Below are 14,429 nucleotides of genomic sequence, written 5' to 3' on the forward strand. Positions count from 1 at the left end.
GATGCACTATCGGAATCAGGCCCTTGAACCCCTAACCACCTAGAATTAAACCAGTCCAACTTTTGGGGGCTAGTTCAACTGGGTCGACCGGGGTGAGCTTGAAAATGAAAAGCGCTAACGCCCCTCAAAACGGCGGCGGAAGTTTTCCTCCAGCTTATCGCTGACTCCACCCCTACGGGCGGCAGACTTCTTTGCACGGACACCAGAATCACGCTTCTCCACCGAATAGCCGGAGCCATCACCGCGCAGCATCCACACACCAGCGGCAAACATCACTAAAAAGCCCGCAATGGAAAGCGCAATAAACCACAGGCTCTGTTGTGCGAGGGCAACACCGCCAATGAGCATGCATAGACCGACAACAACGAGTGCTACGCCACGCAGGGTTACCGCGCCGCCAGAGCCACCGAACGACGCAGGCTCAGAAACGGAAGCGCCAAACTTAGGATCATCAGCAAGTAACGATTCCTCAATTTCACGGAGCGTACGCTGCTCCTGTTCAGAAAGAGACACTGTTCCTCCAACTAGGGTTTGGGCTTCGGGCGGCAATAGTTCTACTTATACTAACGCCCAGAATAATCAGTATGCTCCCTAAAAGGTAGTGAGCGCCCCCACGCAGTGACTACGCAGCAAAAGAGCCAAAAGAAGTCTCTAACTCACTTTCATCCAAGAACTGTGCAGCACGCTGCATAAGACCGTAGACAAAATCCCCGCCCGGGACTTCATCCAAGCCCGACGCTACGCGAGCGCGGGTACGCGAATAGCCCTTAAAAGATTCAGCCCACCGCTTTTCCTCCACACCTACGAGCGCTAGCCGGTCCCATGCGCTAGAGGGGAGGCGGCGACGTCGAGCCACCGCCGATACAGCTACCCGCGCCCCCGCGGTGCGAAGGGCCGATTGGTACGCCACCTCTAAAGCTTGATCGAACCGCCCTTCAGCCGCATAACCGCGTGCGGCATCCAATAATTCTCGAGCCTGAAAGAGGAACCGCGCTCGCTTGCCGCCCGCCCGGCCATAAGAACGGGTACGCGTTGCCGAAATAATCTGTGCCATTGCCTTTGTCCTTAACTAAATAAATAACGTCGTTGGTTTTGCCCATTGACCCTAAGGAAGCCGCCGGACATTTCACCCTTAAGAATAGTGCACCTGTTCGAATTAGACAAGGGTATACCCTGCGCACAAGGTTCTATAAGGCCGATTGTTCGACTTTTTAACACCGCGTCCGAAAGACAGAGTTCGCCCCACTGTCCGCCTCTGGGCCAGACTTCTGGTGTCATAGATACTGTGAGCTTTGAAATTCGCCGCCTAACCCCGCCGGAGTTTTCCTTACTGGCCCCTCAATTGGTTGAAATCCATATCGAGGCAATGAACTACAACCCCGCCATCGTGCACAGCCGCATCTCCAGCTGGCGACGTGACTTGACGCGCCCTGGATTCAGCGCGCAGATAGCCACCCAGGACGACGGCATCGTTGGGGTGTCCTATGGGTTTCTAGGTTCTCCGGATAGCTGGTGGGACGCTGAGCTTCGTCGCGGGCTACGTTTGCAAGGCGGTCCCACTGAAGAGCAGTGGGACATCGTACGCAACTACTACGAATTGGCGGAGATCCACGTATTGCCGCAATACCAGGGACACGGCCTGGGTAAAAAGCTCTTAGAGGGATTGTTATGGAATGCCCCGGCGCGTTATGCCCTATTGTCCACGCCTGAAGTACCAAACGAGGACAACGGTGCCTTCCGCCTCTATAGGTCCGCCGGTTTTTTCGATGTCCTCCGCAATCACCTCTACCCCGCCGATGCCCGCCCTTTTGCCATCTTGGGCGCTAGGCTGCCGCTGTAAACCTCTGTTATTTCTTAAGTGCTCTAGGCGGTATCGTGTGGGATGTGACTATGCAAAATATTCCTGAGCTGGCGGACATTCCCGGTGCGGTACGCGAAGAACTCGCTGCCTTTCTTGATCAACGCCGAGAGCAGGTGGCCGCAATTGGTGCCCCTGTAACTAAGGCCGTGAGCTTTTTGGAATCCTTCGTGCTTGACGGCGGCAAGCGGGTGCGCCCCACCTATGCCTGGGCAGGATACCTCGCTGCTGGTCGCGGAGAAGAAGACCCGGAGGCCATGCTCCGTGCGGCCGCTTCCCTGGAATTTATCCAGGCATGTGCGCTCATCCATGATGACATTATCGATGCTTCAAATACCCGGCGCGGCAATCCTACGGTGCACCGAGGCGTCGAAAAGCTGCACCGCGAGTCGGGATACTTGGGGGACCCAGAATTTTTTGGCACGTCCGTAGCAATCTTGGTCGGCGATCTAGCGCTGGTGTATGCGGAGGACATGTTCCAGGACTCCGGTCTTAGTGCGGCAGCTTTACACCGAGCTCGCGGCCCGTGGCGCGGCATGCGAACTGAAGTCATTGGCGGACAACTTTTAGATATCTCTTTGGAGGCGGCCGGTTCCGAATCCGTAGAGCTTGCCAATTCCGTCAACCGCTATAAAACGGCCGCCTATACCATTGAACGCCCATTGCACTTGGGCGCCTCGATTGCCGGTGCTAGCGAAGAACTTATCGCAGCCTTCCGCGGCTACGGGCAAGATATCGGCATTGCCTACCAGTTGCGCGACGATCAATTGGGTGTCTTTGGCGATCCCGCCGTAACCGGCAAACCTGCCGGTGATGATCTGCGCGAAGGAAAACGCACCGAGCTTTTGGCGCTAGCGCTTCGTCGCGCGGATGAATCCGACCCGCAGGCTGCGGCCACCCTACGCAAGCTCATCGGTCACACCTCAGATCCCCAGGAGCTATCGCGCTTAGCGCAGATTATCGCTGATTCGGGCGCACCGGAAGAGATTGAGCGCCGCATCGCATCACTGACGCAATCCGGTTTGCAGCACCTGCGCGCCGCACGAGTAGATCCCGCGGTAACCGAAACCCTAGAGCAGTTGGCAATCAAGGCCACGGCTCGCCACAAGTAGGTTTTTGCCGTGTCAAAGACGTACTCCTTTCCCATTCCGCGCGCGCTACCACTGGGATTATCGGCATCCTGTATTTTGCTGTTTGCCTCATTCTCCGGCGGCGCTACCCGGAACCGCGGCGGGCTCCTTGAGGCGCTAAATATTGGCTTCTTGTCTTATGGTCACGGGCGCAATCTCGGTCTTGCGCTGTACTGGGTGGGCATTTTCCTCTTAGCTGCGGCTTGGGTACTCGCTGGGCGCACCATTATTCGCCCGCAGCTTACTAACCCTCGCCCCAAGGGCGGCTTACGCGATATCCAGCGCATCCTCTTTGCCTGGGTCACTCCCCTTGTATTTGCCGGTCCCCTGGCTTCGCGCGATGTGTATTCCTATCTCATGCAGGGCGCAATGGTCCGCGACGGCTTCGATCCTTATACCGAAGGTGCTGCTGTCAATCCAGGCCCCTTCCTTCTTGAGGTTTCCCAGGACTGGCGCAATACCACCACGCCCTATGGCCCCCTTCATTTATGGATAGGTGAATTGGTCACCGGCTTGGTGGGTGACAACGTCACCGCAGGTGTCGCCGCGTATAAGGTTCTTTCCCTATTAGGTTTTATCACCATCGCTTGGTCTATCCCCCGCATCGCTTCGAAACTCGGCGCTGATCCGGCGGTAGCTTTGTGGCTCGGCGTGGCAAACCCAGTCATTATCTTGCACCTCATCGGCGGCATGCACAATGAATCTCTCATGGTGGGTCTCGTATCTATCGGGCTGCTAGCAGCTTTGAACAGGCATTTCCACGCCGCCCTCCTCCTCGTAGGCACGGCAGTGGCGATGAAGGCCACTGCCGTCATTGCGGCACCTTTCATTGTATGGATGAAGCTTCACTACTACGCGCCCAAAGGCTCTAGCAAGTGGCGGTCGCTATTCGTCTTTGTGCTTTCTGGCCTAACTGCGCTGGTAGAAATCATCGCTGCGGTAGCCCTCATCACATGGATTTCGGGAACGTCTTGGGGCTGGTTGTCTCAGGTAAGCGGCAATTCCAAGGTGATCAACCCGCTTGCGGGGCCAACCCTAGCCACTGATGTAATCTTCCCCGCCGTGCAAATCTTTATGCCGGATGCTTCCTATAACGCCATCCTGGCTGTCTTGCGCAGCATCGCAATGGTCTGCATGCTCATCGGACTGGTGGCGGTGTGGTGGCTATGCCGCAAGGACGACCGTGACGCTGTCATGGGCACCGCAGCCGCCTACCAGGTCGCCTTTGTCTTCAATGCCGTGACCTTGCCGTGGTATTACGCCTCCATCTTTACCCTGATGGGCACGTTCCGGCCGCCATTATGGCTTATTAAATTCGCCTCCGGCGTGGCCCTGTTTATCGGCGTCTCCTTCTCCGGCGATGGCAATCACCAGCTCTACAACTGGTTCTGGGTCATCGGGATGATCGTGGTGGCATGGTTTGCCATTCAGTGGATATTTGAAGGCGTGCCTAAAAAGCGGCAGCCTGAGCACGCCGGATAACCTCGCGGGCGAGGTGACCATGCAAGGCATCGATGGGGCGGCCCGGCAGTGAATCATCCTCAGTAAAGAGGTGCTTGAAGATTTCGGTGTCCTTATAGCCGCCGTCGGTCAATACGGTAATCGCCGCGGTCACATGCTTGGCAATGACACCTTTATCATTGAAGAAGGCCAGCGGCACCCGCTTTCCTTCTGGGGAATCCCAGGCGATGAACTTTCGGTCCTGCAGCAGGTCATAGGCGCGCGTAATGGGCAAGTCTAGCTTTTCTGCTACTTGCTGCATGCTGAGCAGTTCTTCGTTAGCGAGCAAGGTATCTAGGGATTTTTCTGCATTAGTCACGTTCTCTACTTTAACGCGGGCTAGAGGATCAGCCATACTGGGAAGCATGACTAGGTTGGAAATTGGTGACGTGCTGGAAAACCGTTACCGCATCGATCGCCCCATTGCCCGCGGTGGCATGTCTACCGTCTATCGTTGCGTGGACATGCGGCTTGGGCGAGCGGTAGCGGCCAAGGTCATGGACGAGCGCTATTCCGATGACCCAGTCTTTATCAAGCGCTTTTCGCGCGAGGCCCGCGCCATGGCTCGTTTGCAGCATCCCAACCTCGTGGCTATTCACGATTTTTCGGCCGATGGTGAGCCCATCTACCTCATCATGGAACTCATCGATGGCGGTACGCTGCGCGAGCTTCTGGCCGAAGGCGGCCCCTTCCCAGTGCAGGCGGCCACCTCTACCCTGCGCAATGTTCTCCGCGGCCTAGAGGAGGTGCATTCCACCGGGCTCATCCACCGCGACATCAAACCCGATAATGTGCTTATTACCTCCCACCACCGAGTAAAGGTGGGCGATTTTGGGCTGGTGCGCGCCACCAATGCCGAAGCCACAACAAACATGATTGTGGGCACCGTGTCCTACCTTGCGCCAGAGCAAGTAACAGGTGAGGAAATTACCCCAGCCTCGGATGTATATTCAGCCGGTATCGTCCTCTTCGAGCTGCTTACCGGCACCGTTCCCTTCTCTGGCGATACTCCCATGGCGCATGCCACGGCCCGCTTAAATTCCGACGTCCCCGCGCCGTCGTCGCGTATCTCTGGTGTGCCCAAGCTTGTCGACGCCCTCGTGGCCACCGCCACCGCCCGTGATCCCCGTGAGCGCTTCTCCGACGCCGGCGAGTTTCTCGAGGCACTCGATGACGTCTGCCGAGAGCTCGATCTCCCAGACGTGACCATCCCCGTGCCAAGGAACGCTGCGGCAGCGCGCACGGCACAGGCTCCTACGGATTTTTCTGGCACAGGAGCCACCGAGATCTTTGAGCCCACTCGCAGCATCTCGCAGGACGAAACGGAGCATCTTGACGGTGGCCCGACAGAAGTCATCCCGCCGCAGCGCCTTAGTTTTGAAACAAAACTGGATATGCCTCAGGCGGAGGCCGCTCCAGGGCCGCAGCCACAACCGCAGCCATATTCCACGGCCGAGTCCCCCCTCGAACCGTTTGCCCCGGCAGCTGCATCTGCGCCACCACCGGTGCCGGCGTCTGTCCCTGAGCAACCGATCCACAGCGCACAAGAAGAACCCGCCGAGCGTCCGCTGACCAACCGCAATCCGCTTTCACTAGTTCTTTTCCTACTAGTGGTAGCGATTGCTGTTGGCGCGGTGGCGATCGGCGGGTGGTGGTTCGGTTCTTCGCTTTATGGCATGACGCCGAACCTGTGGATTTAGTTACGCAGCATCTCCGCAATGAGGAAGGACAGCTCTAGCGATTGCTGTGTATTCAAGCGCGGATCTACGGCAGACTCATAGCGGCCCGGCAGGTCCACGTCGGTGATGTCCTCGGCACCGCCCAGGCATTCAGTGACGTCCTCACCGGTGAACTCGAGGTGCACTCCACCCGGATGGGTGCCCAGTTCACGGTGGACCTCAAAGAATCCTTGAACCTCGTCCACAATCTTGTCAAAGTGGCGAGTCTTATAACCGTTGGATGCGGTGAAGGTATTGCCGTGCATCGGATCGGACTGCCAAACCACCTTGTGGCCTGAGTCTTCCACTGCCTTCACGATGGCAGGTAGAACGCTGCGGACCTTATCGTGGCCCATGCGCGAAATCATGGTCAGGCGACCAGGTTCGCGGTTCGGGTCGAGCCTTTCTGCGTACTCCACGGCCTGCTCTGGGGTTACCCCTGGCCCCAGCTTGATGCCCACTGGGTTGCCAATCATCGCCGCAAAATTCACGTGGAAATCCTCGATACCTCGAGTGCGCTCACCAATCCATACTTGGTGCGCAGAAAGATCGTAGAGCTTGGTATCGCCGTTATTATCCAAGCCCAAGCGCAGCATGGAGCGCTCGTAGTCCTTCAGCAATGCTTCGTGCGAGCAGTAGATATCGGCAGAGCGCAAGGTGTCATCGTGCACGCCGCAGGCATTCATAAAGTTCAGTCCGTTTTCGATCTCACGGGCTAGGTCCTGGTAGCGGGCACCAGCGCGAGATTTACGCACGAACTCACGGTTCCACTCATGCAGGCGGTAGAGATCCGCAGTTCCAGACGAGGTTAGCGAACGTACCAGGTTCATTGCCGCCGAAGAGTTTGCGTAGGCGCGGATCATGCGGGCGGGGTCGTGACGGCGCGCCTCCTCGCTTGGCTCCACGCCATTGACAATGTCACCGCGGTAGTTCAACAGACCGTTAGAATCCGTATCAGAGGAACGCGGCTTGGCGTACTGGCCGGCGATGCGGCCCAGTTTCACCACGGGAACCGAGGCACCATAGGTCAACACCACGGCCATCTGCAGCAGCGTTTTCACATTGCCGCGGATATGCGGCTCGGTATTTGACTCAAACGTTTCTGCACAGTCGCCGCCTTGCAGCAAAAAAGCCTTGCCTAGGGCAACGTCTGCCAGCTTCTTCTTGAGCGCTTCAATCTCGGGCGCAACCACGATAGGAGGCACGGATTCGAGAATTTTGCGCACGTTATTGGCCTGGGAGGGATCCCAGCTTGGCTGCTGCTTTGCATCACGCTTGATGACGTCTTGGAAGACTTCCTCGATGCCCTCAGGCAATGGTGGAAGGTCCGGGAGAACGCCTTGCGGAATATCTACTGTCCAACTCACACTGCTATTTAACCATTAAGGACCTATAGCGCGTTAGTTAAATTCTAGATATTGATTCTATTGCCCTTAGAGAGCGGAAGCACCTGGGCGCAGACACGGAACTTGGCAAGGTTATGGCGGGCGTCGACAAGCGCATCATGATTGCCCTTTGGCACGGCGGGCAAGCTTGGTCGTCCTGCAAACTCCCAGTACTGCTTGAGCTCGCGGGTATAGCGCGGCATCCGCCTAGGCAGCCCGGCCATATCTCCCCACAACTGCGCCAATACCACGTGATCGTAGGCTCCCACCCACGCCCACAGCTCTATCGGAGTGGAACTTTGGGTCAGGAATTCAAAGACCTCCGTGCGGATGGTCTCCAAAGGTTTCCACACTGGATCCCGGGGGCTGGGCAACTTGGCTAATACATTGTCTTTTACCCAAGAATTGGCCTTTGCCGGATCAAAATCCGTAGACACAGCGTAGTACTCGCTGCCATTCTCACCGACGATGCCGATGGAGACCAATTCAATGGTCTGTCCATCTTCGATAAATTCGGTGTCATAGAAGTAGCGCACGTCTCCCAAGCCTAGCGTCGCCTTATCCGGGGCGGTAAATTGGCCCCTTAAAGAGACAGTTGTACACTTCTGGCGTGAAGAAGTCTGTGTGGTTTACTGCATTTCCCTTGTGCCTATCTGCCCTCGTGGCCCTTTGGTGGCTGATTGATATTCCGGAGCTTTTCTCCGGCCATTTCTCCACCTACTACCACATTGACCTCGACGTTTACCGCGAAGGCGGTGCCGGCTTTGGCAGCGATTTATATGCCAAAGATTACCTAGTCGGCAGCAATCGCGATGTCTCTCTCCCCTTTACCTACCCGCCGTTTGCGGCGCTGCTTTTTGTCCCATTGAGCTGGATTCCCCTCACCGCCGCAAGCATCCTCATATCTATCGCTTCCTTTGCTGCGCTTTGGGGCTGCGTAGCCCTCGTTCTGCGTGCTTTGCGCTGCCCTGGCTGGGCAGGTTGGGCGCTTTTGGCCGCAATGCTTACTGAGCCGATCACGGAGACCTTTAGCTTCGGGCAGGTCAATATCTTGCTGACCGCACTAGTGGTGGTGGATATCCTCTGGCTTAGCCCCAGCCGTGGCCGCGGCGTGCTGACCGGTATTGCAATGGCTATCAAGCTCACCCCCGCAGTATTCCTCGCCGTGTTCTTTGTCCGCAGGGAATGGCGCGCATTTTTCAGCGCGCTAGGCGCCTTCCTAGCCGCGGGTCTCCTTGCCTTTGCTTGCAATCCGCATAGTTCCATCCAGTACTGGAGCGATACGTTGCGCGATTCCAACCGCATTGGCGGCCTTGCCTATAGCTCCAACCAATCTCTGCGCGGATTCTTCAGCCGCCTAGCCCCAGAACACGCCGAAAAGCTATGGCTCGTAGCTGTTCTCCTCGTCATTGCCCTCGTCTGGTTTACCATGGAGCGTCTCTCACAGGAGAACCAAGCGGTGCTCATGCTTCTGGCCGCATCAGTTTCGCTGCTGTGCTCGCCGGTGTCGTGGTCGCACCACTTTACCTGGCTCGTTTTGGCGGGAGTGCTTCTGGTGGCCCGTCGCCACTGGGGGCTTGCCGCACTAACGTGGCTGGCGCTTCTGGCTCGCGGGCACTGGCTCGTGCCTCATGCCAATGACCAAGAGCTAAGCTGGGCCTGGTGGCAGCACATCGTGGGCAATGATTACGCCATCGTTACTGCCCTGCTGGTTCTTTGTTCGCTACCATTGGCTCTACGACGGGCCGGCGCTTATCAATCCGCGGTGGAACCAGCGTCCACCCAAGGATAGGTACCTTGCCCAGCGCCCAAAGTGCCACCGAGGCCGCTGCCGAGTAGAAAAAGCAGGCGCCAATCCAGAACCAGGTATTTTCCATGGGCCACGCGCCGGCCAGGCTCACCGCGTAGTCACGGTGGGCCATGAAGAACCCGAATCCCACCGTCATGCCGATGGGGTGGGCCAAGTAAATGGGCAACGTGTGCCGGCCGACAAATTTTACGAAGGTGGAAAGCGCCGGAATATGGCTGATGATGACCGCACCGACGATGCCCGCTGGGGTTTCGAGCGTTTGCTCTGCAAAGCGAATCAAGAGATCTAAATCGCCCCGGCCGAGGACGTCCCCACCTGGCAATGGCCACTGCACAGCTACGTCACCTTCGATAGCATTCCAGGTTTGGCGGAGGGACAGTCCCGTGATGTAGCTAATGATGGCCGCACAATATACCCATAGCGATCCTGTGTGGAAGTTGCCCTTGAAGGGTGCTTCGGCGGCGTCGGCAAACCGCGTAATTGGTCCACGCAAATAGGCCGCCCCCACGAAAATGGGCAAGAACATAATTGCCTTGCCGATGAAAAAATAGTGGTCCTGCCAGGCTATAAAAAGCAGCGGTGCAAAACTTAGTCCTATGCCCGCCCACGCTGGCAGCTTGCGCACGGCCCACAAAAATATATTGAACAAAATGAGCGAGTGAATAAACCAAGCCATCGTGTGCCCCAAAAGCAGGTTATACAGTAGCTCAGTAACCTGGAGATAGGGATCACCGAAAACCCAGTGATATTCGATGCGCTTGGTCCATAGTTCAACGGTCATCCACACCGTATAGGGAACGAGGAAAAACCACAGGCGTCGAGTAAATAGCTCGCTAAAAGAATAGCGAAAAATCTTGGTAGAGAAATAGCCGGATACGAGAAAGAACAAGGGTAGGCGGAGCGGGTCCAGCCATACGTTTAGGGCAGCCAACCACGTTAGCTCACCTTCTGGAACTACCAGCGTGACGTGCAGCAGCACGACGCCGATAATGGATACGCCTTTAGCGGTATCTGGCCAGGCTAAGCGGGCCTTGGGAATAGTGATTACCTCCCCTTGTATTCTGCGCCGGCGGGGTAACCATGGCCAGCTTTGAGTGAAGCCTTCACATCGGAGGCGTACACATCAACATAAGGCTTATCGCTCATCTCGGCCAAATTGCGCATCACAAAATCAGTAAAGGCACGGATCGTCTCATGCTCTTTTGGATTCATACCGCGCTCTTTGGCCCACTCATGCGGCCAGATGGCGTCGCCCACCCGCACGCCGACCTTGAAGGGGCGAGGAATCCACGAGCCAATGGGATTAGCTTTGCGCGTGTTGATCATCGCAATGGGGAAAACCGGTTGGTTAGTCTCCATCGCAATGCGCGCCATGCCGGTGCGGCCCTTATAAACGCGACCATCCGGAGAACGGGTGCCTTCCGGGTAAATACCGAAAAGGTCCCCGCGGGACAAGATGCTTTCTGCGGTTTGCACAATGGCATCGCCAGCGTCTTCACTATCGCGCTCGATGGGGACTTGGCCTACCGAAGTAAAAAACCACTTCTGCAAGCTACCGACGAACCCAGGGGTGGTGAAATATTCCGACTTAGCTGGAAAGGTAATCTGGCGAGGGCATACCAAAGGAAAGAAGAAAGAATCCATCACAGCTTGGTGATTCGAGACCAAAATCGCGGGCCCTTCCGCTGGGATGTTTTCAATTCCCTCGGTCCACGGGCGATTCCATACGCGCAGGACAGGTCCGAAGAATATGTACTTAAAAGCCCAGTACCACTTGTTTTTCATCGCCAGGTCGTCCTTTGTTCGTTCTAACGGCCGCTACGGGCCAAATCGGCTACGCCAATCATACCCGCTGCAGACCCCAATTCCGCGGTGGCAACACGTGCGAGGGGGCGATGCCCTGCCCCGACAATATCTTGCCCCATGGCTTTGGTGGCCCCTTCGAGGTACAAGTCCGCGTCTTGAGATACGCCGCCGCCAAGCACTATGAGCTCTGGATCGAGGACATCGGCCACAATGGACAGGCCTTGACCTAGCCACCGGCTGAAGTCTTCCATCACCGCTACAGCAAGCGGGTCTCCCCTACGCGCTGCCTGGGTAATTTCTTTACCTGTAGGCTCCGCCGGCAACGAAGTCTCATAATGTTCACGCAGATCGGCGCAGGTATCCGGCAAGGCAGTCCCGGAGGCATAACGCTCCAAACAGCCACGCTTGCCACACGAGCACTGCCGCCCATTAGGAGACACCACGATATGCCCAAACTCTGGTGCGGTGCCGAACGCACCGCGGTAAATGGTGTCATGCGTCATCAGCGTGGCGCCGATTCCGGTTCCCACTGCAAAAAAGACCCAATCTTCCGCGCCACGACCAGCACCAAAGCGCCATTCTCCCCACGCAGCAGAATTTGCATCATGCTCCAAGCGCACGTGCATGTCTAGCTTGCGCGAAAGCGACTCCTGCACGTGGGCTTGCCGCCATGGAAGATGCGGGGCAAAGCGCACTACTTCGCACGAAGGATCCAGAAATCCCGCCAATGCGAGGCCAACCGCATCCACTGTATATTCAGCGCGCAGTTCCTCGACGATACCCACTATGTCCGCTTCCAGTTGCTCGACGTCCATAGAAGTGGGAACGGTACGGCTCGCGAGAATTTCCCCTTCCCGAGTGATCACTCCACCGCGCACGTTGGTGCCACCGACGTCAAAGCCGATAGTGAGATCGGCGGAGTTGTTCTTAAGCATGCATAACAGAATATACCGACAACCTGGTTAGGGTCACATCAGGACATCAGCCGACGCAATCGCTGGCCCATAATCCGCCAGGTCCAATGAGCTTCTACATGGCGACGCCCCGCTTGCCCCATGCTGAGCCTACGCTGCGGATCAGCCAAAAGAGCCTTTACTGCCTCTGCCAGTTCCTGCACCGATGAGCCATTGACGACGACTCCGGTATCCTCCGTCATTGTCTCCGGTGCTCCGCCGGAGTTTCCGGCAATAACCGGCAGGCCGCACGCTTGGGCCTCCAAGTAGACAATGCCTAGGCCCTCAACATCCAGACCGCCGCCGCGAGTGCGCGCCGGCATGGCAAAGATATCCGCCGCGTGCAAGGCAGTCTCAATGCTCTCTGCTTCTTGAATCACTGCATCCGGGCAGTAGATATCCGCCAGTTCCTCTAAGGCCCGGCGATAGCGCCCGCGCCCGATAAGAAGTAGCTGCGTATCGGGGAATTCTCCACGTACTAAGGGCATGGCGCGTAGGAGCTGATCCTGGCCTTTGCGGGGTACGAACCGCGATATGCACACGATAGTCGGCCCGCTGACACCGAACTCAGCCTTTGCAGCTGCACGTTGCTCCGGTGTGGCCGGGAAAAGTCCTTCTACACTCACGCCGGAAGGCAAATGCTCCCACCGCGGATTCGGCCCAAATGCTCGGCGCAACCGACGCAGGGTGTATTCAGAGATATAAGTAATGACGTCGGCGTGATCACCAATGCGGCGCAGGCACTGCCTGGCGACGGGCAGCATCGACCACCCCACCTCGTGTCCGTGGGTTGTAGCAACCACACGGGTGGCTCCTGCCTCTTTAGCGGCCTTGCCCATCAAGGCAAGGGGCGCAGCTGCACCGAACCACACGATGTCAATGCCCTCGGCGCGGATAATCTCCTGCATGCGGCGCACCGTGGCCGGCGTCGGCAGCATCACTCGGCGAGGCCAACGGATAACCTTATAGTCCACCGCGGCATCGAATTCCGCCGGCGACTCCTGAGTCGAGGCAAATACCACGACGCCGCGCGGATCTAAGGTTGCTAAAAAATCCCGGAGGTAAGACTGAATCCCGCCGATCTTGGGCGGGAAATCATTGGTTACCAGCAGAACGCGGGCCACTTAGTACCGCGCCGTTCCGGTAATCGGCATGGACTTCAACGGCACCACCTGAACAGGCACGCCATAGGTAGAGGCATGGACCACCTGCCCATTACCGATGTACATACCCACGTGAGTGACACCAGGATAATAACCCACAATATCGCCCGGCTGCAGGTCCTCTAGCGGTACCGAGGTGCCGCCAGCAATCTGAGCCTGCGACGTACGTGGAATCGACTTGCCAATCTGCTGATACGCCCAGAACATCAGCCCAGAGCAATCAAATTGATCTGGGCCTGCAGCGCCCCAGCCATAAGGTGCACCCAGCTTCGACAGAGCAGCGGAAGCGGCACCATCAGCAACCTCGCCCAAATCCATATCAGGCTTATCGGTACCGCCGAACTGCCCTTCCCAGGCCTGACGCTGTTGCTCATCGAGGGCGTCTACCTGCTTCTCGATGTCCTCTTGCTGCTTTTCCAGCTCCTCCTTTTCCTTGAGGAGCTTCTCGCGCTGCTCTTCTAGCGCCTTCTTTTCCTCGCGTACCTTAGTAGCGGCTTCAGTGGCCTTGTGCTTTTCTCCCTCCGCCGTCGAAGCGGCGCTCGCCTTTGCATCAAGGGTGCGCTGCGCCTGGCGGGAAAGCGCGCCGAGGTAACCCATGCGCTCAACTGCATCGGAAGGATTTTCTGCAGCCAGCGCTCCCGATACAGCGGAGCGAGAATCGCCGCGGTAGCGCGACTGAGCGAGGTCATCGACGCGGCTCTGCTGCGCGGTCACGTCACCCTTCGCCTCATCCGCCCGAGTTTGCGCCTCAGCGGCTGCGCTCTCAGAATCAGAGACTTCCGCCTGTTTTTCCTCGAGCTTGATTTCTAGCTCTTTTACTTCTTCATTCTTGGCGGAAACCTTGCGCGCAACCTCGCCAACGCGCTCCACCAACGCGTCCATATCTTCCGTGGCGTTTTCCTGTTGCGGCGCCGCTTCCTGCGCAACTACCTGCGAAATCCCAGAAACCGACGACACAGCAAGAGCTGCCACGATTGCAGCTACGGGAAGTACTCGTTTAGACACGTAAGGACCCTTAGACTAAGAGGAATTTAAAAATCGCATTAACTATAGCGGGTTTTACCCCCTAATGCACAACAAAGCCCTCCCATGGAAGGAAGGGCTCT

Annotated in this window: 15 protein-coding genes; 5 read left to right on the forward strand and 10 right to left on the reverse strand. The window is 57.2% G+C overall.

Going from position 1 to position 14,429, the window contains the following annotated elements; translation table 11 throughout:
- Positions 1-114: 114 nt before the first annotated feature.
- Together QP990_RS10440 and QP990_RS10445 are read right to left on the reverse strand one after the other, a co-directional pair.
- Entirely contained in the window at positions 115-513 is a 399-nt protein-coding gene (locus QP990_RS10440) for a DUF3040 domain-containing protein (RefSeq protein WP_023021193.1), read from the reverse strand.
- A 109-nt stretch (positions 514-622) separates the two neighbouring features.
- Positions 623-1,054, reverse strand: coding sequence for an SAV_6107 family HEPN domain-containing protein (locus QP990_RS10445; RefSeq protein ID WP_023021192.1), 432 nt, complete (start codon positions 1,052-1,054; stop codon positions 623-625).
- Positions 1,055-1,285: 231 nt separating this feature from the next.
- On the opposite strand from QP990_RS10445, the gene QP990_RS10450 reads away from it, so the two are divergent.
- The 3 genes from QP990_RS10450 to QP990_RS10460 are packed head-to-tail and all read left to right on the forward strand — an operon-like array spanning position 1,286 to position 4,470.
- Positions 1,286-1,840, forward strand: coding sequence for a GNAT family N-acetyltransferase (locus QP990_RS10450; RefSeq protein ID WP_023021191.1), 555 nt, complete (start codon positions 1,286-1,288; stop codon positions 1,838-1,840).
- 50 nt (positions 1,841-1,890) lie between these two features.
- The gene (locus QP990_RS10455) at positions 1,891-2,970 is read left to right on the forward strand and encodes a polyprenyl synthetase family protein (protein WP_284799176.1); all 1,080 of its coding nucleotides are present in this window, start codon (positions 1,891-1,893) and stop codon (positions 2,968-2,970) included.
- Between the two features lie 9 nt (positions 2,971-2,979).
- Positions 2,980-4,470 (forward strand): alpha-(1->6)-mannopyranosyltransferase A, encoded by a 1,491-nt coding sequence (locus tag QP990_RS10460; RefSeq protein WP_284799146.1) that lies wholly within the window; start codon positions 2,980-2,982, stop codon positions 4,468-4,470.
- Here QP990_RS10460 and QP990_RS10465 read toward each other — a convergent pair.
- On the reverse strand, positions 4,439-4,843 hold the full coding sequence (locus QP990_RS10465; protein ID WP_023021188.1) for an Rv2175c family DNA-binding protein: 405 nt from the start codon (positions 4,841-4,843) through the stop codon (positions 4,439-4,441). The two genes, QP990_RS10460 and QP990_RS10465, sit on opposite strands and share 32 nt — an antisense overlap.
- A gap of 10 nt (positions 4,844-4,853) precedes the next feature.
- Between QP990_RS10465 and QP990_RS10470 the strand changes: the two genes are divergently transcribed.
- A complete protein-coding gene (locus QP990_RS10470; RefSeq protein ID WP_284799147.1) occupies positions 4,854-6,188 on the forward strand; it encodes a protein kinase domain-containing protein in 1,335 nt (444 codons plus the stop codon).
- On the opposite strand, the gene QP990_RS10475 is transcribed toward QP990_RS10470, so the two are convergent.
- Entirely contained in the window at positions 6,185-7,573 is a 1,389-nt protein-coding gene (locus tag QP990_RS10475; RefSeq protein WP_023021186.1) for a class II 3-deoxy-7-phosphoheptulonate synthase, read from the reverse strand. The two genes, QP990_RS10470 and QP990_RS10475, sit on opposite strands and share 4 nt — an antisense overlap.
- Positions 7,574-7,617: 44 nt before the next feature.
- Positions 7,618-8,127, reverse strand: coding sequence for a polyadenylate-specific 3'-exoribonuclease AS (locus QP990_RS10480; protein ID WP_023021185.1), 510 nt, complete (start codon positions 8,125-8,127; stop codon positions 7,618-7,620).
- Positions 8,128-8,201: 74 nt separating this feature from the next.
- On the opposite strand from QP990_RS10480, the gene QP990_RS10485 reads away from it, so the two are divergent.
- Positions 8,202-9,383 (forward strand): glycosyltransferase 87 family protein, encoded by a 1,182-nt coding sequence (locus QP990_RS10485; RefSeq protein ID WP_023021184.1) that lies wholly within the window; start codon positions 8,202-8,204, stop codon positions 9,381-9,383.
- Here QP990_RS10485 and QP990_RS10490 read toward each other — a convergent pair.
- From QP990_RS10490 to QP990_RS10510, 5 genes are all read right to left on the reverse strand, one after another.
- Positions 9,289-10,380: a hypothetical protein gene (locus tag QP990_RS10490; protein WP_023021183.1), complete on the reverse strand. Its 1,092-nt coding sequence runs from the start codon at positions 10,378-10,380 to the stop codon at positions 9,289-9,291. The genes QP990_RS10485 and QP990_RS10490 overlap by 95 nt on opposite strands.
- Before the next feature lie 65 nt (positions 10,381-10,445).
- On the reverse strand, positions 10,446-11,186 hold the full coding sequence (locus tag QP990_RS10495; RefSeq protein WP_023021182.1) for a 1-acyl-sn-glycerol-3-phosphate acyltransferase: 741 nt from the start codon (positions 11,184-11,186) through the stop codon (positions 10,446-10,448).
- Positions 11,187-11,209: 23 nt separating this feature from the next.
- On the reverse strand, positions 11,210-12,142 hold the full coding sequence (locus QP990_RS10500; RefSeq protein WP_239204393.1) for an ROK family protein: 933 nt from the start codon (positions 12,140-12,142) through the stop codon (positions 11,210-11,212).
- A gap of 38 nt (positions 12,143-12,180) precedes the next feature.
- Positions 12,181-13,284 carry a glycosyltransferase family 4 protein gene (locus QP990_RS10505; RefSeq protein WP_023021180.1) on the reverse strand — a complete coding sequence of 368 codons (1,104 nt, stop codon included), beginning with the start codon at positions 13,282-13,284 and terminating at the stop codon, positions 12,181-12,183.
- Positions 13,285-14,328 (reverse strand): C40 family peptidase, encoded by a 1,044-nt coding sequence (locus QP990_RS10510; protein ID WP_200288858.1) that lies wholly within the window; start codon positions 14,326-14,328, stop codon positions 13,285-13,287.
- Positions 14,329-14,429 lie beyond the last annotated feature (101 nt).

The organism is Corynebacterium sp. MSK071 (assembly GCF_030232125.1).
GTDB lineage: Bacteria > Actinomycetota > Actinomycetes > Mycobacteriales > Mycobacteriaceae > Corynebacterium > Corynebacterium kefirresidentii.

Bases quoted from the DNA above. Each gene is read 5' to 3' on its own strand.
- QP990_RS10445 (WP_023021192.1), bottom strand. From the start codon at position 1,054: ATGGCACAGATTATTTCGGCAACGCGTACCCGTTCTTATGGCCGGGCG.
- QP990_RS10455 (WP_284799176.1), top strand. From the start codon at position 1,891: ATGCAAAATATTCCTGAGCTGGCGGACATTCCCGGTGCGGTACGCGAA.
- QP990_RS10465 (WP_023021188.1), bottom strand. From the start codon at position 4,843: ATGGCTGATCCTCTAGCCCGCGTTAAAGTAGAGAACGTGACTAATGCA.
- QP990_RS10470 (WP_284799147.1), top strand. From the start codon at position 4,854: ATGACTAGGTTGGAAATTGGTGACGTGCTGGAAAACCGTTACCGCATC.
- QP990_RS10495 (WP_023021182.1), bottom strand. From the start codon at position 11,186: ATGAAAAACAAGTGGTACTGGGCTTTTAAGTACATATTCTTCGGACCT.
- QP990_RS10500 (WP_239204393.1), bottom strand. From the start codon at position 12,142: ATGCTTAAGAACAACTCCGCCGATCTCACTATCGGCTTTGACGTCGGT.